Here is a 26,980-nt window from a genome sequence, read left to right as displayed (position 1 = left end):
CCTGAGGTTTGCCGCACTGGCCCAATAACCGCAATAGCCGGGCCGCCAGCATGGGTTTTGTCGTCGCGTCGTTCGGCCGGCTTAGCGTCGGGCCGGCGCTCCCAGACGAATCGACAACTGGTCGGCCAGTTCGCGCATTTGCCGGCCAATACGTTCGCCCGTGACCGCATCGATTTCGTTGGTCAGAAAACTCACCGCCAGCCCCGCCACCGCGTGCTCGCCCGACGCGTCGAAGACCGGCGCACCAAAGCAGATCATCCCTTCACGCATCTGACCGTTGTCGATGGAATACCCATCGCGGCGCACCTGCGCCATCTCGTCGGACAACGCCGGATATGTCGCCACGCTCGCCTTGGTCAGCGGTGCCGGCCACGCACCGGCCAGCAGATCGGCGACTTCATGCGCGGGCAGCGTCGAGAGCATGGCCTTGCCGGTGGCGGTGTAGGGGGCGGGTAAGCGCATGCCGATACGGAACGTCACACCCAACGGACGGTTGCCGTTGTGACAGGCGAGATAGATCACCTCGGCGCCATCGAGCACCGACAGCGTGACGGTCTCCTGCGCAAACGCCCGCGAGTCCTCCCACACCGCGCGGAACTCCTCGGTGATGTTCGTCTGCGACAGGAACGCGTTCGCCCACCCCATCACGTACGAGCCCATCGTCATGCCGCCATTGGCGTGACGCTTGACCAGCCGCAGCTTGACCAGCGTGTCGCACAGCCCGTGCAGCGTGCTCTTGGGCACGCCTGTCTCGCGCGCCAGATCGGCCAGCCCCACGGGCTCGCTCGACGCGGCGATCACGTCGAGGATATTCACCGCGCGCACGACCGCCGGGGCCGTGGTCTTGAGCGGCTCTGCCTCGGGAGCCGTGTTGGCATGGGCGGCGAGAGTCGTGTTGGCGGGGACGTCGAGTTTGCGCTTGGGCATGTATCGGAAATCGGCTTCAGGGAAGTGGGTAACTGAAAAACGGCGTGAAACAACGGCTCGCCCGGTGGCGTGCCGCCAGCATGGTACGGGGAAGTTATTCTCATTCCGCCCTAGGAAAACCACCTAGTTGCACCGATACCGTTCAATACGTAGAATTCAATTCAATACATAGAATACCGTTCAATAGATGGAACGGCAAGCCGCCAGCCGAGTGAGTGGAGACCTCGGTATCCACGTGGCGCGTCATTCCATCAACGACTTCTGCCGGCGTCCCCGGCTCACCACCATGCAACTCAAAGACACCACCCTCTTCAAGCAACTCGCCTGGGTCGACGGTCAGTGGATCGCTGCCGACAGCGGCAAGACGTTCGACGTGCTCGACCCCGCCACGGGTGAAGTGCTGGCCCGCGTGCCGGAACTCGGCGCGGAAGAAACCACCCGTGCCGTGGCTGCCGCCGAAGCCGCCCAGAAGCCGTGGGCTGCCCGCACCGGCAAGGAGCGCGCCGCCGTGCTGCGCCGCTGGTTCGACCTGATGATCGCCAACACGGACGATCTCGCGTATCTGATGACCCGCGAACAGGGCAAGCCGCTGGCAGAGTCGCGCGGCGAAATCGCCTACGCAGCCAGCTTCATCGAGTGGTTTGCCGAAGAAGCCAAGCGCATTGATGGTGACGTGCTGGCCACCCCGGCGGCCGACAAGCGTCTCGTCACGATCAAGCAACCGGTCGGCGTGTGCGCCGCCATCACGCCGTGGAATTTCCCTGCCGCGATGATCACGCGCAAGGTCGCGCCCGCGCTCGCCGCCGGCTGCGCCATCGTGGTGAAGCCGTCGGAACTCACCCCGCTGTCCGCATTCGCACTCGCCGAGTTGGCCCATCGTGCCGGCATTCCCGCAGGCGTGTTCCAAGTGGTGACGGGTGACGCGCGCGCCGTCGGTGGCGTGCTCACCGCACACCCGACCGTGCGCAAGCTGTCGTTCACCGGCTCGACCGGCGTAGGCCGTCTGCTCATGGCGCAATGCGCACCGACGATCAAGCGTCTGTCGCTGGAACTGGGCGGCAATGCCCCGTTCATCGTGTTCGACGATGCCGATCTCGACGCCGCCGTCGAAGGCGCGATTGCCGCGAAGTATCGCAACGGCGGTCAGACGTGCGTGTGCGCGAACCGCTTCTATATTCAGGACGGCGTGTACGACGCGTTCGCCGAGAAGTTTGCGAAGCGTGTGGCCGAAATGAAGGTCGGCAACGGTCTGGAAGACGGCGTGGTCATCGGCCCGCTGATCGAAGGCAAGGCCGTGGAAAAGGTCGTGACGCTGGTGGAAGACGCCAAGGCGCGTGGCGGCCGAGTGCTCGTCGGCGGCGAAGCGCATGCGCTGGGCGGCACGTATTACGCACCGACGATCATCGCCGACGCCACCTCGCAGATGCGCGTGGCGCGCGAAGAGATCTTCGGCCCGGTGGCCCCGCTGTTCCGCTTCACGCGCGACATCGACGCCGTGGCCCTCGCCAACGACACCGAATTCGGTCTGGCTGCCTATCTGTATACGCGCGACATCGCCCGCGCATGGCGCACGGCCGAAGCCCTCGAGTACGGCATGGTCGGCCTGAACACCGGGCTGATCTCCAACGAAGTCGCCCCGTTCGGCGGCATCAAGCAATCCGGGGTGGGCCGCGAAGGCTCGCACTACGGCATCGAGGAATACCTCGAACTGAAGTATCTGTGCCTGCAAGTGTGATGCCCGGTACGAACAGGCACCCACTAACGGCACTAGACCGATAACACGACACAAGTCGCAATACCACCAAAGGAAACCAGTATGAAGCGCGTGATCCAGCGCGGCATGAAGCCGCTCGCCCTCGCTACCGCGACCTTCGCGGCCGCCGCCGCCATTGCCTCGGTTGCCGGTACGGCACAAGCCCAGACCCCGGCCGTGAAGCCGATCAAGATCGGCATCGTCACGTTCATGTCGGGCGCCGCCGCAGGCCCGTTCGGCGTGCCCGCCAAGAACGCCGCCGAAGTCACGGCCGCAGAACTCAACGCCGGCAAGGTGCCCGCACCGTACGCCGCCAAGGGCTTCGGTGGTGCACCGATCGAGCTCGTCTACATCGACGAAGCCGGTAGCACCAGCAAGCAAGTGAGCGAGTACCGCAACCTGCTGAATCAGGGCGTGGACTATGTGGTCGGCTACACGTCCTCGGGCAACTGTCTGGCGATTGCGCCGGTGGCCGAAGAAATGAAAAAGGTCACGCTGTTCTTCGATTGCGGCACGCCGCGCGTGTTCGAAGACGCGAGCTTCAAGTACGTGTTCCGCCCGGTGGCGACCGCCACGATGGATAACGTGGGCGCCGCCCGCTATGTCGCCGAGCGCAAGCCCGATCTGCAAACGTACGCCGGTATCAACCAGAACTACGCGTGGGGTCAGGACGCGTGGGCCGACTTCGAAGGCACGCTGAAGTCGCTCAAGCCGAACGCCAAGTCGGTCAGCTCGCAAATGCCGCAACTGGGCGCGGGTCAATACAACGCCGGCATCTCGAGCCTGCTCGCCGCCCACCCGGACGTGCTGCACTCCAGCTTCTGGGGTGGCGATCTGGAAGGCCTCGTGGTGCAGGCCGGTCCGCGCGATCTGTTCAAGAAGTCGCTGACGGTGCTGACCGCCGGCGAGACGGCCACGCACGGCAAGACGCGTCTGCCCGACGGCGTGATCATCGGTGCTCGCGGCATGTACGGCATGTTCGCGCCGGACAACGCGCTGAACCGCTGGCTGCGCACGGCCTACAGCGCCAAGTTCAACGACACGCCGAGCTACCCGTCGTACAAGATGAACCAGAGCATTCTCGCGCTCAAGGCCGCTTACGAGAAGGCACAGGCCGCTAACGGCGGCAAGCAGCCGACGCCGGAGCAGGTCATCGCCTCGTTCGAACACCTCGCCTTCGAAGCCCCGGCCGGCAAGATCGGTCTGACGCTGGGCAAGGGTCACCAGGCCGCGCAAGGCACCGCGTTCGGCATCGTGAAGAACGTGAACGGCAAGGTCACCGTGACGGACGTGAAGCAGTACTCGATCGCAGAAGTCACGCCGCCCGAAGGTGTGAAGTCGGCCGACTGGATCAAGGGCGGCCTGAAGCACTAAGGCCATCACGCCTTCGCTGCTTCAACGTAACAAAGCAAGCTTGAGTCGTACCCGCAGGGCGGGCGCCGTGTATCGCGCGCTGCCCGCTCTGCGTTCCAAGGAGAATGCGAGATGTCGCAGATCTACGCCGTCCTGGTGGACGGGGTGATGTACGCCGCGTGGCTGTTCCTGGTTGCTCTGGGACTGACCCTCGTCTACGGCGTGCTGAAAATCTTGAATATGGCGCACGGCAGCCTCTACGCGCTTGGCGCGTACGCTGGCGTGACATTGATCGGCCCGTGGGTTGCCCAGGGCGGCAACCTCTACGTGAGCTACCTGTTGCTCGTGCTGGCGGCGATGGTCGCGGGCGGGGCCATCGGTTTCATCATGGAGCGCGGCGTGCTCAAGCGCTTCTACGGGCAAGACCCGGTGGTGTTGCTGCTCGTCACCTATGCGCTCTTCCTGATCATGGAAGACGCGATCAAGCTCGTGTGGGGCGTCGACCCGTACACCGTCTCGGAGCCGTACAGCTTCCTCGGCAACTTCGACGTGGGTGACCTCTCGTACCCGAACTACAACTTCCTGATCGTGGGCGTCGCGCTGATCGCAGGCGTGGGCCTCACGACGTTCCTGAAGTTCACCCGCAGCGGCCGCTTGCTGCGCGCGGTGATTCACGACCGCGAAGTGAGTCAGGCGATGGGCATTCGCGTGAGCCGCTACTTCGTGATCACGTTCATGGCAGGTGCGGTGCTCGCCGCCATCGGTGGCGCACTCACGGCACCGACGGTCTCGGTCGCGCCCGGCATGGGCGTTGAAATCGTGGTGCTGACGTTCGCCGTGGTGGTGATCGGCGGGCTCGGCTCGCTGCCCGGCGCCGCATTCGGCGCATTGCTCGTGGGGCTGGTGCGCGCGAGTGCCGTGCATTACTGGCCGCAAGGCGAGCTGTTCTCGATCTACATCGTCATGGCGCTGGTGCTGGCTGTGCGTCCCAAAGGCATCTTCGCTCCGATGGAGGCTCGCAAGATATGAGTTCCGCAATCTGTTCTCACCTGCGCGCGCCCGGCACGTGGCTCGCGGTGATCGGCTTCGTCGTCATCGGCGCGGCGGGTCTGGCGCTGCCGCAGTGGCAGTTTCTCGTCTCCGTCGCGCTGTCGAAAGGCATCGTGGCGCTGGGTCTCGCGCTGTTGTTGCGCACGGGTCTCGCCTCGTTCGGTCAGGCGTTGTTCTTCGCGGTCGGCGCGTATTGCGTCGGCCTCGGCATGAACTTCTACGGCCTGACGGAGTTGTTTGCCCTGCTCGCGCTGTCGATGATCGTGTCGGCTGTGCTCGCGTTCGTGCTCGGCTTCCTGCTCGCGCGCTATCGCGACATCTTCTTCGCCATGCTGACGCTGGCGCTGTCGATGATCTGCTACGGCCTGTTGCTCAACAACGTTGAACTTGGCGGCAGCGACGGCTTCAACGTGAACGCCCCGACGCTGGGCAGCAGCGCAACGCCGTGGCAACTCACGGGCACCAACCTGTTCGCCGTGGGCTTTATCGCGGCGATCCTTTGCGTGATGGTAGTGGCGCTGTACATGCGCTCGACACCGGGGCGTCTCGGTCCGGCGATCAAGGACAACGAGATCCGCGTTGAGTATCTGGGCACCTCGGCACGCCAGAACATTCACCTGACGTACATCATCGCCGGGGCACTGGCCGGGCTGGGCGGCGCGTTGCAGGCGTTCAACATTGGCCACATCGACCCGGACATGGCGTTCTGGACGACGTCGGGCGAGTTCGTCTTCATCGCCGTGCTCTCCGGGACGCGCTTCGCGTTCTCGCCGTTCATCGGTGCCCTGCTGCTCGAAGTGGCGCGCGCGATGGCCTATCGCTACGCACCCAACACGTGGCAAATCGTGATGGGCGCCATCATGCTGGCGATCATCGCGTTCCTGCCGGGCGGGCTCACGAGTCTTGGGCTGGGCCGTCGCAAGACAGCGGCCGCACACCCGGTCACGCAAACGAAGACGGCGCGCGCCTCGGGCGACGCGACGGCATGAGGGCTGGCGAGATGGCATCGAATCACATCATTGAGGCTACGGGCCTGTACAAGACCTTCGGCAGCGTGACACCTGCCAGAGACATCACGGTCAATATCGACGCGCAAAGCGTGGTCGGGCTGATTGGCACGAACGGCGCAGGCAAGACCACGTTCGTGAACATGCTCACGGGCTACATCAAACCGGATCGCGGCGAGATCGTGTTTCGCGGCAAGCGCATCACGGGGCTGGCCCCGCGCAAGATCACGCGTCTGGGCATTGCCCGCTCGTTCCAGATTCCGCAGTTATTCGGCTCGCAGACGGCTCGCGAGAACATCGAGATTGCGCTGGCGATCTCGGGGCTGTCGGCCGATCTGGCGAACGAGAGTCTGGCGCGTCTGGGCGTGCTGGAATTTGCGGACATGATCTCGGGCACGCTGCCCGAGGGCGTTCGCAAGCTGCTGGACATTGCGCTGGCGATGGTCTGCAAGCCGGAAGTGCTGCTGCTCGACGAACCGACGTCCGGCGTGGCCGCGGAAGAAAAGTTCGACGTGATGAACCGCGTGCTGGACGCCGCGCGCCTGCTCGGCATCACGGTGCTGTTCGTGGAACACGATATGGAAATCGTGCGCCGCTACAGCGACCGCGTGCTGGCCTTTTGCGACGGCCGCATTCTGGCCGATGGCACCCCCGACGTGGTGCTGGCCGACGCGCAGGTGCGCGAGTTGATCATCGGCGAGACGGTGGCCGCAGTGCCTGCGACCGGCGGCTCGGCCACTACCACGGGCGAGGTGGCCCATGCTTGAAGTCAAGAATCTGAATGTGCGCTTCGGCGCGACGGACATTCTGCGCGGGGTGGAGTTCTCGGTGCCCAAGGGTGCCATCGTGGGTCTGATCGGCCGTAACGGTGCGGGCAAGACGACGACGCTGCGCGCGATCATGGGGCTGGTGAAGCCGGCCTCGGGCACGCTGACGTTCGACGATGTGGATCTGGTGCGCGCACCGTCGCATCAGCGCACGTCGCTCGGTATCGGCTACGCGCCGGAAGACCGTCGCCTGATTCCGGACATGACCGTGGAAGAGAATCTCTGCGTGCCCGCGTGGGCCCTGAAGGCGAAGGATGTGCAGACGCGTCTCGACGCGGTCTACCGCATCATTCCCGAAGCCCGCGAATGGGCGCCGCGCCGTGCCTTGCAATTGTCGGGAGGCCAGCAGAAACTGGTGGCCGTCGGACGCGCGTTGATGACGAGTTCGCGCCTGCTGATGCTCGATGAGCCGTTCGAGGGCGTGGCCCCGGCGCTCTCGAAGCGCATCGCGGAAGTGATCGGTCAGATGCGCGGCGCAGGCCTCGCCGTGATTCTGTCGGGCGCCGACCTGCAACACGCGGGCGCGGTGCTCGATAACGTCTACCGTATCGATCGCGGCCAGATGGTCGCGGCGTCTGTCTAGTTTTGTGGCGTGCGGCCCGTCGTTGCGCTGATGCATCGATGTGTGCCGCACGCAGTCACCAAGAGGAAAACGATGATGAATCCGTTTCGTTTCCAGACGGTCCCCACCGTCATTGTGGAATTTGGTGCAGCCCGCCGTCTCGGCGCGCTGCTGCGTGAACAGTTTCCGTCGGGCAAGCGCCTGTGCGTGGTCACCGACGGCTTTCTGCACAAGAGCGGTCTGCTGAACCCGGCACTGGCCGATCTGACGAAGCATGACTGGCAAGTGTCGGTGATCGACGACGTGATCGCCGATCCGCCCGAACACGTGGTGCTCGAAGCCGCCGAACGCGCACGCGCGGGCGATGCGGAAATCGTGCTCGGGTTGGGCGGCGGTTCGTCGATGGACGTGGCAAAGCTGCTCGCCGTGCTGCTGCCGGGCACGCAGTCGCTCAAGGACATGTATGGCGTGAAGAAGGTGACGGGCACGCGCCTGCCGCTGGTGCAAATGCCGACGACCGCCGGTACCGGCTCGGAAGTCACCGCCGTCTCGATCGTGACGACCGGCGAGACGACGAAGATGGGCGTTGTTTCGCCCCAACTCTTCGCCGATCTGGCCATTCTCGACGCGGAACTCACGCTCGGTCTGCCGCGCGCAGCGACCGCCGCCACTGGGATCGACGCGATGGTGCATGCCATCGAAGCCTACACGTCGGCGCACCTGAAGAACCCGGTCTCGGACATGCTGGCCGTGAAGGCCCTCGAACTGCTCTCGCGCAACCTGCTGCCCGCCTGCGACGACGGCGACAACCGCGACGCACGCGAAGCCATGCTCGTGGGCGCCATGTTCGCCGGTCAGTCGTTTGCCAACTCGCCCGTTGCCGCCGTGCACGCGCTGGCTTACCCGATCGGTGGCATCTTCCACGTGGCGCACGGGCTCTCGAACGCACTGGTGCTCTCGCACGTGATGCGCTTCAACGCGTCCGCCGCCAGCAAGCTTTATGCAGAACTCGCCGACGTGATCCTGCGCGATAACGCCACCGGCAGCGATGAAGCCAAAACCGATGCGCTGATCCGCCACATCGAATCGATGATCGTGGCGACCGCCATTCCGCGCACGCTGCGTGAAGTGGGCGTGAAGCAGGACGACATCGCACGGATGGCCAGCGACGCCATGCTTCAGACCCGCCTGCTGGTCAACAACCCCCGCGAAGTCAATGAAGCGGACGCGTTTGCTATCTATAGCGCTGCGTTCTGATTTAGCTACCCCTGCGCCCGTCCTCCGGGACGGGCGCAGCGCCTGCCGCTCGCCCTGATTCGCCCCTCCCCGTTTTTCTCCCCGAATTCCTCTCGTTTTACAATGTGCGCTCCCGAACGCCTGCCGCGTTCCCCCGGAGGCACTCGCCATGAAGAAGCCCCAGTCGGAGACTCCCCCCGCGCCCCTCGATGCCGCCGCACTCATCGACGCGCGCATCGCAGAACTGGGTGACTGGCGCGGCGACATGCTCGCCCACGTTCGCGCCATCATCACGAAGGCCGATCCCGGCATCACCGAGGAGTGGAAGTGGCGCGTGCCGGTCTGGTCGCTCGACGGCATTCTCTGCACCGGCGAGTCGTATAAGGCGGCCGTCAAGCTGACCTTCGCCAAAGGTGCCTCGTTGCCCGACCCCGCCAAGCTCTTCAACGCCAGCCTCGACGGGAATACCCGTCGTGCAATCGACCTCCATGAAGGCGACACCGTAAACGAGAAGGCACTCATCGCCCTCATCCGTGCCGCTATCGCTGCCAATCAACGCTGATACCGCCCATGCCGCAAGCCCTCAACCCTCGCGATGAAATCGTCACGCTCGACCATCGTCCCGTTCTGATCTGGAACGCCCCCGCGAACGCGCTATCCCGTGAAGCCGACGTCGGTGACCTGCTGTCCGCCGCATGGGAGAACGATGTGGACTGGGTCGCCCTGCACACCCACGTGCTGCACGACGACTTTTTCCGGCTCGAAACCGGCCTCGCCGGCGTCATCCTGCAAAAGCTCGTGAACTACCGGGTCAAGCTGACCATCATCGGCGATATCGAGTCATGGCTAGCTCGCAGCGAGGCGTTTCGTGCCTTTGTGCGGGAAACGAATCGAGGTAACACCGCATCGTTTGTTGCAACATTCGATACATTTTTACGGCGTTCCAATACATGAATGCGACGCAAATCGATTCATATAAATAACCGCTTAATAGAATTTTCAAAAATAAAACAGTAAATTGAAAATTAATTAGTTACATCGATTTACACATAGTTTTCATTTTGCGAAATTCACCAGAAGTACAAATCAATTATCCTTTTCGCTGAAAAAATCCCGCAATATGCCGCCAGCAAAGACTCCTGACAACCAGAAGAATTGGCACGATATCCTGCACTGGACACTGACATTCGGGATGAATAAGAACCATTCATTCAATGTGTAACGGTTAATCTCAGACGTCTCGAAGCGCAAGATATTGTCTCGGAACACAAGGAAATAACGCATTGACTCTCCGATCCCGGGTGATATTCTTCATCACATCGACGTACGAAATTAACCGAGTCGCCGAAAAAATAGCGACCAAAAGTACAAATGAAACATTCGGTGCAGCAATTGCACCCCGTCAGAAAACAGATTGACCGGGTTTGCGGGAGCCCTTCGGTCACGCCCTTCCTTTACCAAGTCCGACGTGAATGCACGCCCCAGGGCCGACGCGGCCAAGACCGCGCTGGACGCGTGCACGCGATCAGATCAGGGTGCCGCAAGCCAGACCAGTCGTCCGTAAGTTGATTAGAAGTCCCTCCCCCTGGAGGCATCATGTCTGCCTTGATGCATCTGCTCGAAACGATTCACGACGATTGCATCGACATCGACGATGCGCAGAAGCTGTTTCAACGAATCGTCAATTTTTCGAGCCGCATCGGTTTCGAATATTGCTGCTACGGCTTTCGCAGCCACCGCTCTGCGACGCAAGCCGAAGTCCGCGTGTTCGACACGTACCCGACCGGCTGGATGTCGCACTACTGCAATCAAGGGTTTCTCGACGTGGATCCGACGGTGCTGGTCGGCACGCAAAGCGACAAGCTAATGGTCTGGCGCGACCCGAGCATGCCGCGCGCAGATGCCTTCTGGCAGGAAGCCGCCGACTTCGGTCTGAATCACGGTGTGGGACGTTCGTGTTGGGGGCCGCACGGCGAATTCGGGCTGCTGAGCTTCGGGCGAGCCCACGACAAGCTGTCCGCTTCTGAACTGCAATCGCTCGACGTTGGCATGGGCGTGTTGTCAAATTACACGCACGAGTCGATGAGCCGGCTGCTACGGCCGCAACATCCGCCTTTCGATATGGACTCACTCTCGGCACGCGAGCGCGAAGTACTGCTCTGGACCGCCGAAGGCAAAACCGCCGACGAAATCGGCGACATCCTCGGTATTTCGGCACGCACGGTCAACTTCCATATCCGCAACTGTCTGGACAAGACCGGCTGTCGCAACAAGGTTCAAAGCGCCATTCGTCTGGTCATGTGGCGCTGATTCGCGCCCGGCAGAGCGGACGATGTGGACGGCAGCGCCGGCGCGTTATCCGAATCTGGTGCGGCGGTTCGCATCAACCCAAGCGCCGCCAGCGCCACCGTATCGATGTCGATCCGGTAGGCCGCCACCCAGCGCCCGTCAATGCGATACGCGACCCCCAGCTTGTAGGTAGGCACCCCCAGACGCGCAAACAGTCGTGCGAGGCTGACATAGGTCACGCCAATGAGCCGGTGCGCGCCCAGTGCCCGCGCGGTGAACACGGCGGCCCGCAGCAACTCGCGCGCGCCCTGCGTGGATTGCTCCATCGCGCCTTTTGACCGGGGCGTCCACACATCGGCAGACTCCAGCGCAAATCGCGACAACTCCCACACGGCAGCCGGTCTCGTGGACTCGTCTGCAAGGCTCGCCGTTGCTTCGAGATTGAATATTTTCTGATAGTCGAAGACGACGGCAGCCGGCATGTCGTCGACGAGATGCCGGAAGTGATCGCCAAGCAGGAAGTGGCGGGTGGCGGGCAGCAGGCGCGCACAACCGACGATGGCGTCGCCGTCGCCGCGCAGGGTCACGTAGACGGTATCGTCGTGATCGTACTCGTCGGATTCTTCACCAATCGTCGCGCGGGCCGCCACGGGTGACGCCGGAACACACCACCCCAGCTTCTGAACAAAGATCCGGTGCCTGAAGCGTGCGATTTCTGCGCGCGTCGACGGCATCATCTGTGCGCCCCTCAGGACATCTACCCGCATCGCATACCTCCGTCGACAGGCTGGATGAAACAAGGGTATCGGCACCAAAAATGGGCGGAAACTGTCAACGTTGACAGGTGCCTGCTTCCATTTTCCAGACCCATGTGCTTTCAAGTATCGGTCAATAGTCCGAATTCCACTAATACAGATTCATCGATCACGGCGCGATGCCGATCACCTGCACGAAGTCCGCTTCGTTGCGCCCCGTCGCATTACCCTGCTCCGAGCCGCCGTTCAGATCGTAGGCATAGGCCGTGCCCGCACCGATCTGTGTGCCGGTCCAGAACAGGTAGCTCAACCATCCCATGTAACCCGCCACCGGCCCCGTACTCGGGTAATAGACGCGCCAGAACGCTTTCATGTCGTCGAGCGACACCATGTCCAGTCCGGCAGTGGCACACGCCACCTTCGCGCCCGCAAAGTTGGCCGACGGGCTCACGAAGAACACCTGCCGGATGCCCACGACAGTCAGCGAATGACTGCGCGTCTGGCCAAGGCTGTCGGTCGCTGAAATCGTCGCACTGCCATTGCCCGTCGCCACGACAACACCCGTGTTGTTGACTTGCGCCACGTCCGCGTCGCTCGTCTGATAGGTGTACGGGCCTGTGCCGAACCTGCCCTCGCGCGTGTAGGTCGCGAACACCGGCACGACCAGTGGCGGTTTCTCTGCAACGATGTAACCCTTGCCGGTGGCGTCGATGGTGACGGCTGCCTCGAAGGCCTCGCCGATGAAGAGGGTGAGTGCCTCCGATGCGACCGGCGCCCCGCCACCGCGCTTGACCGTGTAAGACAACAACGCGGATTGATCACGGTTCTGGTCGACGTGTGCGCGTGGCACTTCGAAAACGTAGTCCTGTTGCGGTGTGCCGCCAACGGTCACCGTCTCGACGAACGCCGCCGGGGCGCCACTCGCGTTGGTCCACGTGAGCGTGATCACATCGCCCTCTGCGATGTCCTGATAGGGTTTCACGATCACCGCCACGGTCGGTCCCGCCACCTGCGCCGGATCGAGCGAATCGCCATCGGCCAATGGCACCTCGACCACCGGCAACTCACCGACCGGTTCGAGAATGCGCACCGTCAACGCGTTGGACTCGAACGGCTCTCCCGACGCCGGGATGATCTGTGTGCGTATCGATACGGCTTGCCCCACGAAGCGCGTCAGCACGTCGCGTGCAATGGTGAACGTGACCGGCTGCCCCACCTCGGCGTCGGTCGCAATCGACTTCGCGTCTTCCCACTCGCCGTCGTTGATGCTGATGAACACCACGTCGTAACGCGCCATGCCGCCGTACGGCGCGACGCTCGCCTTCACGCCTCCCGCGGGCACATCCGCCAGATTCAGCACGCCGCCGACCACACCGTCGATCTCCGGCGGCAACACGCGCCCGGGTTCCGGGGCGGGCTCGCCCACGGTGAGCGTGAGCGCGTCGGACGTATCGTTGCCGCCCGCGGCGCGCATGACGGCGTAGTACACATCAACGGAACCGCCGTCGTTCGCCTCGATGAACGGTGCCGATACATGAAAGCGAATGACGCGCGGCAGGTTCGACGCGGTGACCAGAATGCTGTCGCTGGTGGATCCCGCGTCGGTCGCGCCGTCCCAATGCATCGTGACCGCGTCGCCCACGGCCTTGCCTTCGTATAGCGGCACGACGACCGTAGCTGACGGTGAACCGGGGTCGAGCGAGTCGCCCTCGGCCTCTTCCACCGTGGGCCCTTCGAGCGAAGCGGCGTCGTTGCGCTTGCCGCTGGTGTCTTTGTCCAGATACATGGTCGTGCTCCGGTGATGCCCGGCGAGGCCGGGGCGCAGAGGCGCGCTCCCGGCGGCGATTCACCTCATGACATTTGACGTGTCAGCGCCGTCAATGCGCGGCCCCGCACGGCAGACGTGGCTTCGTAAGTCAGGCCGGAATCCAGAATCGGCTTGACCGCCGTACTGTCGCCGCCACCGGCTGCGACGCCCCAGGTCACGACGCCACCATCCGCCAACACGGCGGCGAAGGCTTCCGTGTCGCTGTAGATACCCCACACGGCGATCCGGCCGTTGCTGCGACGCACGGCAAACGCGCCCTCTGTCGAACTGGTTTCAATCACGTCGTCATACGTGATGATGGTCGACGGCACCGTCGCCCCGTGAGCGGCCGAGCCCCAACCCAGCACGTTGCCCTTGTTCAGGTGCGCGACGAATGCCGCATAGCCGAGCAAACTCTCTTGCACGCCAGAACCTGTCACGTTGGCCGGATTGAGCGTGAGGGTGTCGTCAGCCGAGCGCACTCTGAGCGGCATCCATGGCCGCACATCCCTGAAGCTGTGGGCACGGGCACCGTCTTGTTGAGAAACGGCTCGAGATTCTCCGTCAGGATCGGGAACGTGACCTCGCGCACGGCTCGCACGGTAATCCTGTCGGTGTAGTACCCGGCGTCGCCCTCGGCCCCCCAGTGCAGCACGATCTCGTCGTCGATCGCCATGTCGTCGTACACGGGAATACGCACGCGCACGCCGTACTCGATGTACTCCGGATCGAGATGATCGCCATCGGCCTCATCGACCGACGGCGCCGTCAACCCAACGTCGTCACGCACGCCGATGTACAGCGACAGGATTTCGGATGCGATGCTGTCACCACCGGCGGCGGGTTCAATCACGTAGTCGACGTCGACCGCGGTATCGAGCGCGGGCACGATCTTGTTCTTGGGAATCCGGATCGTGACGTCTTGCCCCACGAAGTTGGTCGTGACGTCGAAATCGGCCGTCGCTTCGTTCGGGCCGCCCGCGTCGAAACGCAGCAGGATGTAGTCACCGACCGCCATACCGGCATAAGCCTTGATGACGAAGCTCGCGCCCGGCGCACCCAGATCGTCGGGATTGAGCGCGCCATTGACCGCCTGTTCACACTCGGGGGCATCGACATCGGCGAGCGGGCCGGACACAGCAACTTCGGTGCTCAACGTAATGCTGTCGGTGTAGTACCCGGCATCGCCCGGGTTCCCCCAGTGCAGCACGACACGGTCATCGCGCTGCATACCGGCGTAGCTGAAAATGCGCGTCGTCGCACCCAGCGCCGCCAGTTCGGGGTCAAGGTAATCGTCCTCGGCATCGTCGACACCGGGCGCAGGCCACTTGTCGTCGGTGCGCACCGTCAGCACCCGATCCTCCGAATCCTGCTCGCGGCCATCGAGACGATACACGGTGTAGTTGACGACGACGGTACTGCCCGCATGGAACTGCACCTTGGATTTCGGCACCCGCAGGGTGATGTCCTGCCCGACCATGTTCGCGGTGACATCAAGCGTGTCCGTGTGCTCTCCGCCTCCCGAGCCTGCACCGAAGCGAATCGTGATGGCGTCGCCAGCGACCATGCCGTCATACGGCTTCACCCGAACCGTCGCGCCCGCTGCGGGCAGCGGCTCGGGATCGAGGATGTCACCCACGGCCTCGTCGACTTCCGGCGGTGGCAATGCGGGCGCTAGCGGCGTGATGACGCGGAACCGGTTCACCGCCGAATTCTGCGGTGCGGGCTGCCCGGTGCGCGTCACGCGGTACCACACGTCGACGAAATCCTGCCCCGCGGCGTTGGCATCGACAAACTCACGCGGCACGAGGAAAACATACGGCTGATTCAGATCGCTGGCCGTCAACGTGTGCTCGGCACTGACCGTTCCTGCGGCCGTCTGCCCTTCCCAGAACGCCTCCAGCACGTCGCCGACGCTCATCAATTCCCACGCAGGGACGGTGACGTTGACGCCAGCCGCGGGATCGTCCGGCGGATTGAGTTCGCCGTTGCTCACCCCGTCAACATCGGGGGCAGGCAAGGTCACCTCGCCAAGCACGGTCAACATGACGCGTGCCGACTCGCGAGGCAACGCCCCGGGCGTTGCCGGGGTGATGATGTAATACACCGTGACCGTGCCACCGGCGAGTGCAGACACGTACTCAGGCGGCACCAGAAAATTGACCGGCTGGCCCACGGCCGGCGCCGCGATGATCTGCTCGTCGATATGGACCCACGGCGCACCACTCGCCTTGACACCCTCCCAACGCAACATCACCCCATCCTGCGCCGCCATTTCCGGCCACACGTCGATGACCACGTTGGCACCGGTCACGGCATCGTCCGGATCAAGTTCGTCGCCATTTGCCTCCACCACACGCGGTGCAGGCAAATCAGCGGGTTGGCCGAGAATCGTGAGCGAATTGCGCTGCGACGGGCACGCCATTGTCGGCATCCGGCCCACCGATGATGCCCTCGGGAATTTCGGCGGGCGCGAGGTTCTCATTGGTCCACGGTGTTCCGATGGGATCGGGGTCGGGGCCGCCCGGCAGGGTGAGCTTGACGATGATCGTCGTTGCCACCGAGAGCTGTTCGTCACCCGTATTACCGGTCGTGAACCGGTACCAGACATCGACCGGGCTGACTTGCAGCCCCGAGGCATCGTAGAGGCGCTGCACGACGAGCACATCGACTTCCAGCGTCAACGGTAAGTCCAGATCACCGGCCCCGAGCACGTGGTGCGCGACGGCCACGCGATCGTCGCCCCAGTACAGCGCAATCGAGTCACCGATGTCCCACAGAATGTTCGGCGTCACGATCACTTTGATCTTGCCGTCGGGTTTGTTGACGTCGCGCGCGCCGATGCCGTCATAGGCTTGCGCCGCCGGGATCTGCGGCGGGGCGAAGTCAACCAGTGCGCCATAGGTCGGATCGCGCGTGACAGGGGCTAGCACGACATGGGAGCCCGCCGCGCTGCCCCCCGCACTGGCTGAAGCATTGGATTGAAGCGCGGACAGGGCGTCGTTCGTGAGCATGGTCGTCTCCGCATGATCATGGCGCCGGAGAAATGCCACACGAGTCGTGGCGCGGCCGGCAAACCGGTTCCCCATCAAGCCACGCCGGCATCACGCGCGCCAACTGTCAACGTTGACAGTTACCGGGCGCAAATCTCCGGTTCCACAATGGGCTCCCCGACGCTGCGTGCGAGCGACGGGACTGCCGATTGCGGCAGTGTCCCGGCGTCAAACACCGCCGGGCAAGACGCACGTCCGAATCAGTAGACGAAGGAGTCCGCCATGAAACGCGATTCTGCGAACTATGCGCAGTACAGAGTCCCCGGCCGCCGTAAGATCGCGCTCAAGAAGGACAAGCCGCCGGGCAAGGCAGGGGCCACCGCCATCCTGGACGCGCCGAACAACCTCGTCATCGACGCGGCCGCCCTGGCCACCATTCCGACGGGGTTTCCGGAGCAGTTGTTGCTGCTGTCTTCCTGGCAGGCGAATGACCTGACGATCACATCCATCCTGCTGCCCAATTGGTATGACGGTGACTTTGTCCATCTCAAAATCGACGATGTGCCACAGCCCGTGCGCGACATCACGATGGACGAATTCACCAACGGCGTCCTGGTTTTTACGATCCCGGCACCCCGCGCAGACCGCGCGCACACATTGACGTATTTCCTGGAGTCCTCGATCTCGCATGACGTGACGGACGACGCGCCGCTCCTCACTTACATCGTCGATACCGAAGCGCCGGGCTCGCCCCTGCTTGGACGACTCGACTTGCCAGACGGCGTTGAAACGGACGGCCTGAGCGATGCCAAGCTAACCGCCCTCGGCGACGTGCTCGACTGCACGATCCACAGCTATACCGGGCGTATCCAAGGCGATACCGGCCATCGCGCCTACCAACAGCGTGCCGTTGTCGTCGCGTGAGATCACACGGTCTGCACCCGCGATCAAACCCCATTGATCTTGCGAATATCCCTGACCAACGGTCGGACTCGCGTTGTGGCGATTACCGAACGTACGCGCCCAGACGCCACCTTCCTTTGTCTCAGCCATACGCACTTCGCCCAGACGGGTACGCAGCGTGGCTGCCTCTCCCGCCCACACCGTCGGTACGGCGCTGAAAATGCCGACGACCGAATCGGTCCCCGCCGACGGTCCGCCGTCACGCACGAGATGCCAATAGGTCTTCCCGTCGATCACTTCCTTTTGCAGGCTGTACGAGTAGGCACCGAAATCGACCTTGTCGCCCACCACCGAGAATCCGGCACTACCGCCGTCGTCCTGCACGAGTTGGTGACGCTCCACCTTCGCCTCGGTGCCGGTGTTCTTCACGGCAAGGCTGAAGTCACCGGTCGAATCGCCGCCCGTCAGATGCAGTTGGTCACTCACGGCATCGGTCAAATCCACGCCCATGCGGAACATGCCGGTGCCAGAGAGCGAGCCGATTTCCAGTGTGTGGTACTGCCCTTCGGCCGCCGTGCCGTGAATGTCGACGATACCGCCCTGCATCGCGATGTTTGCCGTCTGGCTATTCTCGATCAGGCGCCATTCGCCGCCATCGTTGAGATGGAGACGGTCAGCGCCTTCGATGCGTCCGGTGACGACGGCATGATTCGACAGCGTAAGGTCGGAATCGACGTAGTCCTTGAACTTGATGTCGCCTTCCAGACGGCTGTTGTCGACCGTAATGTCCACGCTAAGCGGGTCATCGACCACCTGATCGAAACCCACTTCAATCAGCGTGCCGTTGCCCGCCTTGATGGTCGTGCCGTTCACGATGGCGAGCGACACGTTGAATTCATCCGGTGTGGAACCTCGCTCGCGGTAGATGCTGATGGCCGCGCCATCCTCCGACTCAAGCGTCGCACCGGAGAGGATGACCTCCGAGCCAGCCGTTGTCGGATTGACTTCGGTCGTGACGACCACTGCGTGATCGGCACCGACCAGGCGCGTACCGTAAGCACGAAACGCACTGTCGGTGACCTGCACGGCGTAATTCAACCGGCCCGTGCCACGCTCGGCAATTACCTCACCGCCCCACATCTCGAGCAACGCGTCGCCCGTCAGGAGCACCCCACGTCCGACGGCTTTCAGGCTCACGTTCTCCAGACTCGCGATCGCCGGCGCCAGCGACGGATCTCGTGTCGAGCGTCCGACCGAGAGCGCGACGTCACCGCTATTGATGACGGTCGAATCGGACAACGCTAGCCGACTGCCATCGACGACGCTCAGAAGACCGTCTGCGATGTTGCTGGTAATGTCGCCGGAGATATGCAGATTCGATGCCTCAACGGTGCCACCATCCAGCACCCGCAAATACTCCAACGAAGTCGCGCGGTCCGTCGCGCCGATCAGCCGGGCTCGGCCATCGCCGGTCACGGTCATGCTGTTGCCGTCGAGCTCGTCGTGCTCGCGGGTGCAAAAGCCGCTGAGGTCAGCACTGATACACGGGGTGTCGATGATGAGGTCTTGCGCCCGTGCGTCGGTGGACAGTGCGGCCACGGCGAGAAAGACGGATGCCGCGAGCAGACGCATCGGCATCTGGGCGGGCGTGGGCAGAGGAAAGTGCTGGGAACGTGTGGAAACCCGGGAACGCGGGGAGAACGTCGAATACGCCAAGAGGAGACCTCGTTGAAAGTTGACCAACGAGGCAGACGGTAGGGCGAAATATGATGTAAACCACTGATTTAATGGTTAATTTCAGAAATATTCACGACTTTTCATCGGCCCATCCTCCCACAGAACCGATGCCGTCGATGGGTGAATGTCATCAGAAGGCGTAACGCAGGCCGATCTGGGCGCCCCAAGGTTGGCTGATCTTGTGTCCGGCGCTCGTTTCCACTTCGGCGTAAATCTGCATGTTGTGACGCAGTTGTGCCGCCACACCCGCCCCGAACTCGACGCGCGTGCCGGAGGTGTCGTTGTTGAAGTTAATGCCGTTGATCATGATCTGGTTGCTCGTGATGAACTCCTGAATCACGGCGAGCTTCAGGTACGGTTGCAGCAGCGCGCCGCCGGACAGTTCGATCGTTTTGCCGAACGCCGCGCCAATGCGGGCTTCGACCGACCCGGTGTGAGACGTCGAAGACTGCATGCCGTTATCCAGCGAGAAGTTATCCCCGCCAATGCGCACCATCGACGCCTGAATGTACGGCTCGACAAACCAGCGGTTGCCGAACTCCATGTGCCGCCCGAATTCGAGCGTCGCGCCGATGCCGTTGTTATTGAAGCCGCCATGCGAGCCCGTGCCGTCGCTCATGATGACGTCCGCGCTGTTGACGAAGTGGTTGAACTTCACCAGGCCGTCGAAGTACCAGCCAGCCTTCGTGATCCATGTGGCATACAAGCCCGCCGTGTAGCTGTTCACGCCACCGGTCGAGCCATTGTCGAAGCTCAGCTTGCTGTGGCTCGTGCCCAACATTGCACCGACGAGCCATGTGCCTCCCCACGCCTGACCGACGACACCGTCGACACCACCGATCACGCCATACTGCGTCTGGCGGTAGCTTGTCCCGTCCTCCGGCTTCGCGTTGTATTGCTTGCCGAAGGCGCGTGCCCAGACACCGCTATTACTTTGGTCTCCGATACGAAGTTCGCCCAACCGCGACCGGAGAATGGCGGCTTCCCCGTACCAGACCGTCGGCCCCGCGCCGGAGAGGCCGAGCACGGTTTCCGCGCCCGGTGTCAGATCCCCCTCGCCGGGGTCTCCCGGAGAGCCGGGGTTTGTGACCAGTGCCCAGTTGTTGCCCTGCTGCTCCAGTGTGTAGCTGTACACCCCGGCATCGACCTTGCCACCGACCAGTGAGAACGCCGCACCGCCGCCACCGGTCTGCACGACAGTGAGCGGTGCAAGGTTGGTCGGCTCGCCGCCCGAGTTGCGTACGTGAAGCTGATAGGTCCCCGTGGCCGTCCCCGTCACGTTGAGCAGGTCGCCGGTGTGGGTGCCGAGATTCGTGCTCATCAGAAACGTACCGGTGCCGGAGAGCGTGGCGATCGTCAGCGTATGCGTGGTCGGCGTGCCCAGCGCGGTACCCGAGATGTCGATGTTCCCGCCATTCATCGTCACGGTGCCGACCGTGTTATCGCTGACGAGGAACCACGTCGCATTCGAATTGACCGCCAGCACGTTGATATTGGCGAGCGAACCGGTCAGGTTGGCGTTGTTCTGCAACGTCAGGTTGAGCGTAGCCGTGCCGTCACCGCTGACGTTGCCAACGATGGTCGAATTGTCGATCGTCGCATTGGCCGTGATCAGGCCGGTGGCTTGTAAGGCGTAACCGTTGCCCCCCGTGAGTGTCGAGCCCGCCTCGATCAGGATATTGGCTGTGTGGCCCTCGAAGGCGGCTGCCGGACGGGCCGGTTGCACCACGATCGCGGCACCCGTCGCGGCGCTCACTTTGACGCCGCTCAAGGTCGTGTTAGAGGTCGTCTCCGTGGTCAGGTTGGTCGTGGTCGCTGTCACGCCGGAGATGTTGCCGCTGATCGTGCCGCCCGTGGCGACCACCGTCGAGTCGAAGTTCACGACGCCGCCGTTGATCCCGCCAGCGGCGCCGGTCCCGGCGCTCACGTTCGAGTTATTCAACGTGAGAACGCCGTTCGACGATACCGAAATGCCGTACTGGAAGCCCGAAACCGTACTGTTCGTCACTGTCGCGGTGGGTGCGACAAGGCCTGCGGTGGTCTGCCCAACCAACTGGATACCGGGGTTTGTCGCGCTCGATACGGTCGAATTCGAAATCGTCGCACTGGAATTCTCTATCGTGATCGCGGCGGGCGGTGCACCGCCACCGGTCGCCGGTGCGGTCGAGATGATCGTCGCGCCGTCGGTCGTCAGCGTCGAAGGCCCGGTTGACGGTGGCGCCCCCTGAATCGCAATCCAGTTGGTCGCCGCGCCGTTATTGACGGTGAGTGAGCCAGTGTTGGTGACCGTCCATGTTTCGGTCGCGTCGCCGGGGGCGTCGATGACCTGATTGGTCCCGATCACCGTGCCTGCTTGTGACGACATCGCGAGTGTCGCAAGGGCGAGTCCGATGGCCGAAGCCAGAACGCGCTGCCGGGGTGCCGCGGAAGTTGACGTAGGCATGACGCTGGCTCCTTTTCAGAAAGGAACGACGGACAGCACAACGCGACAACCCTCCACGTACGATCGAACCTGACATGGCCGTGTCGACGCCGCCGCCTGCGACCAACATAGGCCTGGCGGGGGTCAGCGTCACCTGTCAACGTTGACAGGTGCGGTATTGGGCGATTTGGGGGTGAAAGGCGAAAATCAGCGCGGCAGTGCCGATGGCGACGACGCCAGCGTTGCCACGATCGTATCGGCAAGTTCGACCGGATCGACCGCACTCACGTCACTCTCGGTTTGCAGCGGGGTGGACTGGCAGCCCGGCGTGAGACGCAGATACGGCGGCTCCGCCTTCGCGAACAGCGTGACGCTGGGCGTCGGCGTCGTGTGCGCCACGTGCATCAAACCACCATCGGCGCCGACGAAAAGCGCGGCGTTGGCGATCACACGCTTGGCATCGCGCAACGTGAGTTCACCGACAAACGAGACGAGTTGAAGATGTGCGAACTGCGCTTCCATCAGTGCCTTGGCGGCGTCTGCGCCATTGCCCGACCCCAGCAGCACGATACCGGCCGGCAACCCGGGCATACCGGCTATCGCTGCGTCGTAGGCCGCCAGACACTCGCGCCAGTGCGCGTAGGTACGGCGCGGCTCCACGCCGCCCATCGCCAGCACGAGATACGGACGCTGCGGCAGTTGTTGCGCGATGGTTTCGGGCAGATCGGTCTCGGCGCGCAAATACGGCTTGGCGCGCGAGAACAATTCGTCGGGGCCGAGTCCGAGGGCAAAGACATCGTTGACCGCCGCCAGACTGAATTGCGTCTGATTTCGGTCCGGGCCGTGGAAGAAGCGGAACAGGCACGCAAACGGCAGTGTCGGGAAATGGCGTCGCTTGATGCGCAGCGTCGGGTAGTTGAATTCCTGCATCACAACAACGTCGTAATCGGCCGGATTCACAGCCTTCGGGTCGTCGTAGACGTGCCGGAAGATGTCGTCGCCTTCGAAGACTGCCTTGAGGCTGGGGGTGATCAACAAATCGACCGGCGCCTCACGACCGCGCAACAGCGCACGCCCCGAGAGGTCCATCACGGCGTCGCCGACCGACGCCTTGCCGCCGTAGATCCACAACACGCGCGCGTTGGGCGGCACGTGGCGCACCTCGCGGCTCGCCTGACCGCTCAGCGCCAGACGCAGGCGGCGATGCAGATACTTCTTGGCGACGGTGAGATGCGACGTGCGTTGCAGGAAGACGTCCGGCTCGTGGTACACCCACGCGTAGGGGATACGCGTGCTCGGCTCGGTGAGGGCGCCCAGTCGGCGGGCAATGAAACGCTGCAATGGCATGATCGAATCGGAGAGCAAGCGGGCCGCCGTACCGGCCCGCGCTCACGTCGATGAGCCCGTCGGCGACCTCGGAAAAACCGGAGTATGCCACGCCTGCCGCCGCGTCGACGCAGACTGCCCGGTTTGTCGGAGATTGTCGGGAATGCCCGGGCTGCTGCGTCAGATCACCTGAAAGCGATGCGTACCATCGCGATGCAATTGATCCACCAGCCCGAACTCCCAGTCCAGATAGGCCTGCATCGCCTCGGCCGCGTTATCCGTGCCCTCATAGGGACGGCGATAGCGGTCGTCGCGCGCGCTGGCCAGACGGGTCTCACCGGTCTCCAGCGGCAGCCCGGCATTGATCCACGCTTGCGTGCCGCCTTCGAGCACGACGATCTCGGCATCCGTGAGACGTCGCAGATCAGCCGCGGCAAATCGTGCAAGCAAACTTGATCCGCACGTCAGCACATAACGCTGCGCCGGACCGACGGCACGCAACGCCTCGGCCAGTCGTGCTCGAATCACGAACCAAGCACCCGGGATATGCCGCTTGACGTAGTTGGCGCTCGCCGTGAAGTCGAGCACGGCAATCTCACCCGGGGCCGCATCGTCGAGCCAGCGGGCGAGCAACGCGGGTGTGACCGAGGCCACGTCCGGCGCGCTCGGCGTGTGCAACGGCCAGCCGCCCTGTGCACTGCGCGCGTGCGCGCTGTGCGGCTCCACGACGTACACGGTCCAGCCCATCTGGGCGAGCCACGAGCCGGTCATGTCGGCGCGCACGCCATCGTCGTCCGCCAGCACGATCCATGCGCCTCGCACGGGGGCCTGATGATCGGTTTCCTGCACGAGTTGTCCGCCCGGGGCACTCGCGAAATCCGGCAAGTGACCGGCTGCGTATTCCTCCGGCGTGCGCACGTCGAAGCGATACACGGTACGGCCGGGCGCGTTCAGCGTCGCCACACCATCCAGCGCAATGCGCTTCACACCAGCACGGTCGGCTACGGCACGCGCGCCTTCACGCGCGACGGCAAGCGTCGCTTCACGCACCTGCGCCGGATGACGGCGCTGCGCCCCGCGCTCCAGCGTTTGACCGGCCAGCGTCCAGCCGATGGTGCCGTTGCGCAACGCCGCGACCGGATTGGGCAGGCCTGCATTCACGAGCGACTGCGTGCCGATAATGCTGCGCGTGCGGCCCGCGCAATTGACGATCACACGCGTCGCCGGGTCAGGGGCCAGTTCGCGCACGCGCAGCACAAGCTCCGCACCGGGCACGCTGGTCGAACCGGGGATGTTCATGGTCTGGTATTCGTCGAAGCGCCGCGCATCGACCACGACCACATCGGCTTCGTTGTCGAGCAATGCCTGCACTTCCTGCGCGGACAACGACGGCGTGTGGCGCAGCCCTTCCACCCATTCACCGAACGATTTGCTCGGCACATTCACGTCGCGAAACACTTCGCCGCCCGCGGCAATCCAGCCATCGAGGCCGCCCGCGAGCAGGGTCACGTCGCCATAGCCCAGCTTGCGCAGCACGGCGGCGGCGCGCGGCGCGAGGTCTTGCCCGTCGTGCTCGCCGTAGACGACGATGCGCGTATCGCGGCGCGGAATGCGCGCCCACGCTTCGATTTCCACGCGAGACAGCGGCAGGTTGGCCGCCCACAGCGGGTGCGCCTGCGCAAACGGGTCTTCCTCGCGCACATCCAGCAGGGCGATCTCCTGCCCAGCGAGCAACGCGGCGCGCACGTCGGCAAAGGTCAGTTGGGGGAAGGCGGTGGTATCAGCCGTCTGCGACGGCACGTCGGTCGAATGATCGGACACGGCAATTCCTTCAATACGGAAGCATGCAAAAGGGAGGGCATGGCCTGCGCAGCCAGACGGCCATTGTGGCAGAAGCCCCGGCCGCCCGTGCCGCGCGATGTGGTGCGCTGCGGCATGGCGTGAGCGCCATGCCGCACGAGGGGGTCAGACGCGCTGCGCCGCCCTGCCCCAAGGGTTCGGCAATTGTGCGTTGGCGTAGCCGGAGACAAAGCCTTTGCGCTCGCCCGCTTCGGTGAACACGCTGCGGTGCACGGCGCCGATGTTCGCGCCATACACGTGAATGCTCACCGAAACACGGTCATCGAAGGCATTGGTCACGCGGTGAATGTCGCCCAGACGCGGCGAAAGAATCTCCACGTCGCCGGGCACCAGACGCACCGGTTCACCGGCTTCGACCGGAACGCCCTTCGCGTTGAGCACATAAGGCAGCGAATCCTCGGCGCCCCGCAGCATGCCGATCAGTCCCCAAACCGTGTGGTCGTGAATCGGTGTGCGCTGGCCCGGCCCCCAGACAAAGCTGACGATGCTGAAGCGCTGCCCCGAATCGCAATGCAGCAGGTATTGCTGATAGTGCTCGGGGTGCGGCGTAGCAAACGCGTCGGGCAACCAGTCGTCACGCGCGACCAGTTGCGCGAGCAGGCCTGCACCTTCTTCGAGCAACGTCGTCTCGTGCGGGCGCCGTTCCAGCAACCGTGAAAATGCTGCGACAAAATTACGTAGCGGATCGAGCGCGTCGTAGTCGTGCGCGGACAAATTAGCAACGTCCGAGACGTTGGGCGGGGTGTTTTCAACCAAAGCAGCGGTCATGCGTGAACCTGAAAGGCAGCGAGCGCGCGCCGGCCGGCCGCGCTCAGGATAGTGTCGTTTTGCGGCGTGTGAATGCGGCTGCACAGCACGTCGCGGTGATGGCGCTCCAGCGGATTATTGCGCGAGAGCCCGTGATTGCCCGTGAGTTGCAAGGCCAGTTCCAGTACCCGGATGGCATTGCCCGTCACGGTGAATTTGAGCGCACCGCTGGCGATATCGTCGTCGGGCTGGCCCGCATCGGCAGCAGCAGCGGCGGCATCGAGCAAACGCTGGTTGACATGCAGCAACGTCGCGATCTCGCCGACGGTTTCCTGCACGCGCGGCACGGTGGCGAGCGGCGCGCCCAGATTCCCCGGGACCCGCGTATTCAGGAACGTAACGAGCCATTCGGTGCCCGCCCGCGCCACAGCGTCATAGAGCGTGCCCAGCAGCACGCTCATCCATGCCTGCTGTTCGATGTGCGCGTCGTTATCGCGCTGGCCGATGCCTGCCGGTGCCCACTCGTGCAGCGCACGAATATCGACGGCATTGCCAAACGGCAGATCGACGTCTTCGAGGATGACCTCATGACTGCCCGAAGCGCGCAGCCCCAGATGGTCCCAGTTCGGCACCACGCGAATGCCCGGACGATCCAGCGCATCCCCGGCGTCCTGAAAACTGGCCGGCCTCGGCACGAGAAACACGCCGACGCGCGGCTCGGCCTCATCCGTGCGCGCCCAGACCGATAGCCAGCTTAGCGCCGGAATGCCGGTGCAATAAAGCTTGCGGCCTGAGAGCCGCCAGCCCGTTGCCGTACGGCGCGCGACGGTCGATGGCAAGCCGCCACGCGCCGGCGTGCCCAGATCGGGTTCGACGCGCAACGCATTGATCAACGCGCCGTCGGTCACGGCGCTACGGAACACGTCGCTGCGTTGTGCGTCAGGCCATCGCGTGCTGGTACGCACCAGCGAACGATGTTGCAAATACGTCATGGTCAGCACGAGCGCCGTCGCCGATTCGCCAGCCGCTACGGCGCCAATGATGCGGCGTGCCTCGGCCAACCCTGCGCCGTGACCGCCATGGGCCTGCGGAATCACGGCGGCAATCAGCCCGTGACGATGCAATTGCGCGAAGTTATCTACGGGGAAGCGGGCATCGCGATCGAGCGCGGCCGCCCCCGCAGCGAAGTCGCGGGTGAGCTGCGGCAGTAGCGCGTCCAGCGAACGCGCGAACGTGTCGGAACGCAGGGCACGGGCATCTGCGCCTGCATGGCGCGCCTCCCCCTGCGTGCTTGCCAGATGCAGCACAGCGCCGGAGACGCCGGTACGGTCGTCGCCCGACGCGGCCAACTCGAAAGGTTGAGCAACGGTAGCCATGAGATTTGGAATAAGCAAATACGCGTTAGGTGCAGGTTGCACCGGGTCGC

The 26,980-nt window shown here is 63.8% G+C and carries 23 protein-coding genes; 11 read left to right on the top strand and 12 right to left on the bottom strand.

The window, feature by feature from the left end; translation table 11 throughout:
• Positions 1 to 81: 81 nt before the first annotated feature.
• Positions 82 to 927, bottom strand: coding sequence for an IclR family transcriptional regulator (locus AT302_RS06485; protein WP_084656057.1), 846 nt, complete (start codon positions 925 to 927; stop codon positions 82 to 84).
• Positions 928 to 1,213: 286 nt separating this feature from the next.
• Here AT302_RS06485 and AT302_RS06480 point away from each other — a divergent pair, with 286 nt between their 5' ends.
• The 10 genes from AT302_RS06480 (at position 1,214) to AT302_RS06430 (ending at position 11,025) form a co-directional block, all read left to right on the top strand.
• Positions 1,214 to 2,662 (top strand): NAD-dependent succinate-semialdehyde dehydrogenase, encoded by a 1,449-nt coding sequence (locus tag AT302_RS06480; RefSeq protein ID WP_058380149.1) that lies wholly within the window; start codon positions 1,214 to 1,216, stop codon positions 2,660 to 2,662.
• Between the two features lie 81 nt (positions 2,663 to 2,743).
• Positions 2,744 to 4,054, top strand: a complete 1,311-nt coding sequence (locus tag AT302_RS06475) for an ABC transporter substrate-binding protein (protein ID WP_058377721.1) — start codon at positions 2,744 to 2,746, stop codon at positions 4,052 to 4,054.
• A 111-nt stretch (positions 4,055 to 4,165) separates the two neighbouring features.
• A complete protein-coding gene (locus AT302_RS06470; RefSeq protein WP_058377720.1) occupies positions 4,166 to 5,062 on the top strand; it encodes a branched-chain amino acid ABC transporter permease in 897 nt (298 codons plus the stop codon).
• Entirely contained in the window at positions 5,059 to 6,072 is a 1,014-nt protein-coding gene (locus AT302_RS06465) for a branched-chain amino acid ABC transporter permease (protein ID WP_084656056.1), read from the top strand. The genes AT302_RS06470 and AT302_RS06465 overlap by 4 nt, the downstream gene beginning before the upstream one ends.
• An 11-nt stretch (positions 6,073 to 6,083) precedes the next feature.
• Positions 6,084 to 6,857: an ABC transporter ATP-binding protein gene (locus AT302_RS06460; protein ID WP_058377719.1), complete on the top strand. Its 774-nt coding sequence runs from the start codon at positions 6,084 to 6,086 to the stop codon at positions 6,855 to 6,857.
• The gene (locus AT302_RS06455; protein ID WP_058377718.1) at positions 6,850 to 7,500 is read left to right on the top strand and encodes a branched-chain amino acid ABC transporter ATP-binding protein; all 651 of its coding nucleotides are present in this window, start codon (positions 6,850 to 6,852) and stop codon (positions 7,498 to 7,500) included. The genes AT302_RS06460 and AT302_RS06455 overlap by 8 nt, the downstream gene beginning before the upstream one ends.
• Positions 7,501 to 7,575: 75 nt before the next feature.
• Positions 7,576 to 8,736 carry an iron-containing alcohol dehydrogenase gene (locus AT302_RS06450; RefSeq protein ID WP_058377717.1) on the top strand — a complete coding sequence of 387 codons (1,161 nt, stop codon included), beginning with the start codon at positions 7,576 to 7,578 and terminating at the stop codon, positions 8,734 to 8,736.
• A gap of 148 nt (positions 8,737 to 8,884) precedes the next feature.
• Positions 8,885 to 9,277: a DUF1801 domain-containing protein gene (locus AT302_RS06445; RefSeq protein ID WP_058377716.1), complete on the top strand. Its 393-nt coding sequence runs from the start codon at positions 8,885 to 8,887 to the stop codon at positions 9,275 to 9,277.
• Between the two features lie 8 nt (positions 9,278 to 9,285).
• Positions 9,286 to 9,669 carry a DUF4180 domain-containing protein gene (locus AT302_RS06440; RefSeq protein WP_084656055.1) on the top strand — a complete coding sequence of 128 codons (384 nt, stop codon included), beginning with the start codon at positions 9,286 to 9,288 and terminating at the stop codon, positions 9,667 to 9,669.
• Positions 9,670 to 10,311: 642 nt separating this feature from the next.
• Positions 10,312 to 11,025: an autoinducer binding domain-containing protein gene (locus AT302_RS06430; RefSeq protein ID WP_058377714.1), complete on the top strand. Its 714-nt coding sequence runs from the start codon at positions 10,312 to 10,314 to the stop codon at positions 11,023 to 11,025.
• On the opposite strand, the gene AT302_RS06425 is transcribed toward AT302_RS06430, so the two are convergent.
• From AT302_RS06425 to AT302_RS06405, 5 genes are all read right to left on the bottom strand, one after another.
• Positions 10,992 to 11,738: an acyl-homoserine-lactone synthase gene (locus AT302_RS06425; RefSeq protein WP_084656541.1), complete on the bottom strand. Its 747-nt coding sequence runs from the start codon at positions 11,736 to 11,738 to the stop codon at positions 10,992 to 10,994. The genes AT302_RS06430 and AT302_RS06425 overlap by 34 nt on opposite strands.
• A 190-nt stretch (positions 11,739 to 11,928) precedes the next feature.
• Entirely contained in the window at positions 11,929 to 13,545 is a 1,617-nt protein-coding gene (locus AT302_RS06420; protein WP_058377712.1) for a hypothetical protein, read from the bottom strand.
• 65 nt (positions 13,546 to 13,610) lie between these two features.
• Positions 13,611 to 14,060 (bottom strand): hypothetical protein, encoded by a 450-nt coding sequence (locus tag AT302_RS06415; RefSeq protein WP_157125705.1) that lies wholly within the window; start codon positions 14,058 to 14,060, stop codon positions 13,611 to 13,613.
• Complete coding sequence (locus AT302_RS06410; protein WP_058377710.1) at positions 14,003 to 15,991, bottom strand: hypothetical protein; 1,989 nt, start codon at positions 15,989 to 15,991, stop codon at positions 14,003 to 14,005. Before AT302_RS06410 ends, AT302_RS06415 begins: the two co-directional genes overlap by 58 nt.
• Positions 15,939 to 16,580 (bottom strand): hypothetical protein, encoded by a 642-nt coding sequence (locus AT302_RS06405; RefSeq protein ID WP_058377709.1) that lies wholly within the window; start codon positions 16,578 to 16,580, stop codon positions 15,939 to 15,941. Before AT302_RS06405 ends, AT302_RS06410 begins: the two co-directional genes overlap by 53 nt.
• Positions 16,581 to 16,841: 261 nt before the next feature.
• On the opposite strand from AT302_RS06405, the gene AT302_RS27505 reads away from it, so the two are divergent.
• Positions 16,842 to 17,483 (top strand): hypothetical protein, encoded by a 642-nt coding sequence (locus AT302_RS27505; RefSeq protein WP_157125704.1) that lies wholly within the window; start codon positions 16,842 to 16,844, stop codon positions 17,481 to 17,483.
• Here the strand turns inward: AT302_RS27505 and AT302_RS06395 are convergent.
• From AT302_RS06395 to AT302_RS06370, 6 genes are all read right to left on the bottom strand, one after another.
• Complete coding sequence (locus tag AT302_RS06395) at positions 17,373 to 19,100, bottom strand: autotransporter outer membrane beta-barrel domain-containing protein (protein ID WP_058377707.1); 1,728 nt, start codon at positions 19,098 to 19,100, stop codon at positions 17,373 to 17,375. The two genes, AT302_RS27505 and AT302_RS06395, sit on opposite strands and share 111 nt — an antisense overlap.
• Before the next feature lie 229 nt (positions 19,101 to 19,329).
• The gene (locus AT302_RS06390; protein WP_084656054.1) at positions 19,330 to 21,642 is read right to left on the bottom strand and encodes an autotransporter outer membrane beta-barrel domain-containing protein; all 2,313 of its coding nucleotides are present in this window, start codon (positions 21,640 to 21,642) and stop codon (positions 19,330 to 19,332) included.
• Between the two features lie 186 nt (positions 21,643 to 21,828).
• Complete coding sequence (locus tag AT302_RS06385; protein ID WP_064675184.1) at positions 21,829 to 22,968, bottom strand: glycosyltransferase family 9 protein; 1,140 nt, start codon at positions 22,966 to 22,968, stop codon at positions 21,829 to 21,831.
• 159 nt (positions 22,969 to 23,127) lie between these two features.
• Entirely contained in the window at positions 23,128 to 24,747 is a 1,620-nt protein-coding gene (locus AT302_RS06380; RefSeq protein ID WP_157125910.1) for a rhodanese-related sulfurtransferase, read from the bottom strand.
• Positions 24,748 to 24,912: 165 nt separating this feature from the next.
• Entirely contained in the window at positions 24,913 to 25,575 is a 663-nt protein-coding gene (locus AT302_RS06375; protein WP_084656053.1) for a cysteine dioxygenase family protein, read from the bottom strand.
• Positions 25,572 to 26,930, bottom strand: coding sequence for an acyl-CoA dehydrogenase family protein (locus AT302_RS06370; protein ID WP_084656052.1), 1,359 nt, complete (start codon positions 26,928 to 26,930; stop codon positions 25,572 to 25,574). The genes AT302_RS06375 and AT302_RS06370 overlap by 4 nt, the downstream gene beginning before the upstream one ends.
• Positions 26,931 to 26,980: the final 50 nt, after the last annotated feature.

It is taken from the genome of Pandoraea norimbergensis (assembly GCF_001465545.3).
In the GTDB taxonomy this organism is placed as follows: Bacteria; Pseudomonadota; Gammaproteobacteria; order Burkholderiales; family Burkholderiaceae; genus Pandoraea; species Pandoraea norimbergensis.
Note: the sequence above shows the minus strand (reverse complement) of the source record. Positions and strands in the feature narration are given on the sequence as shown.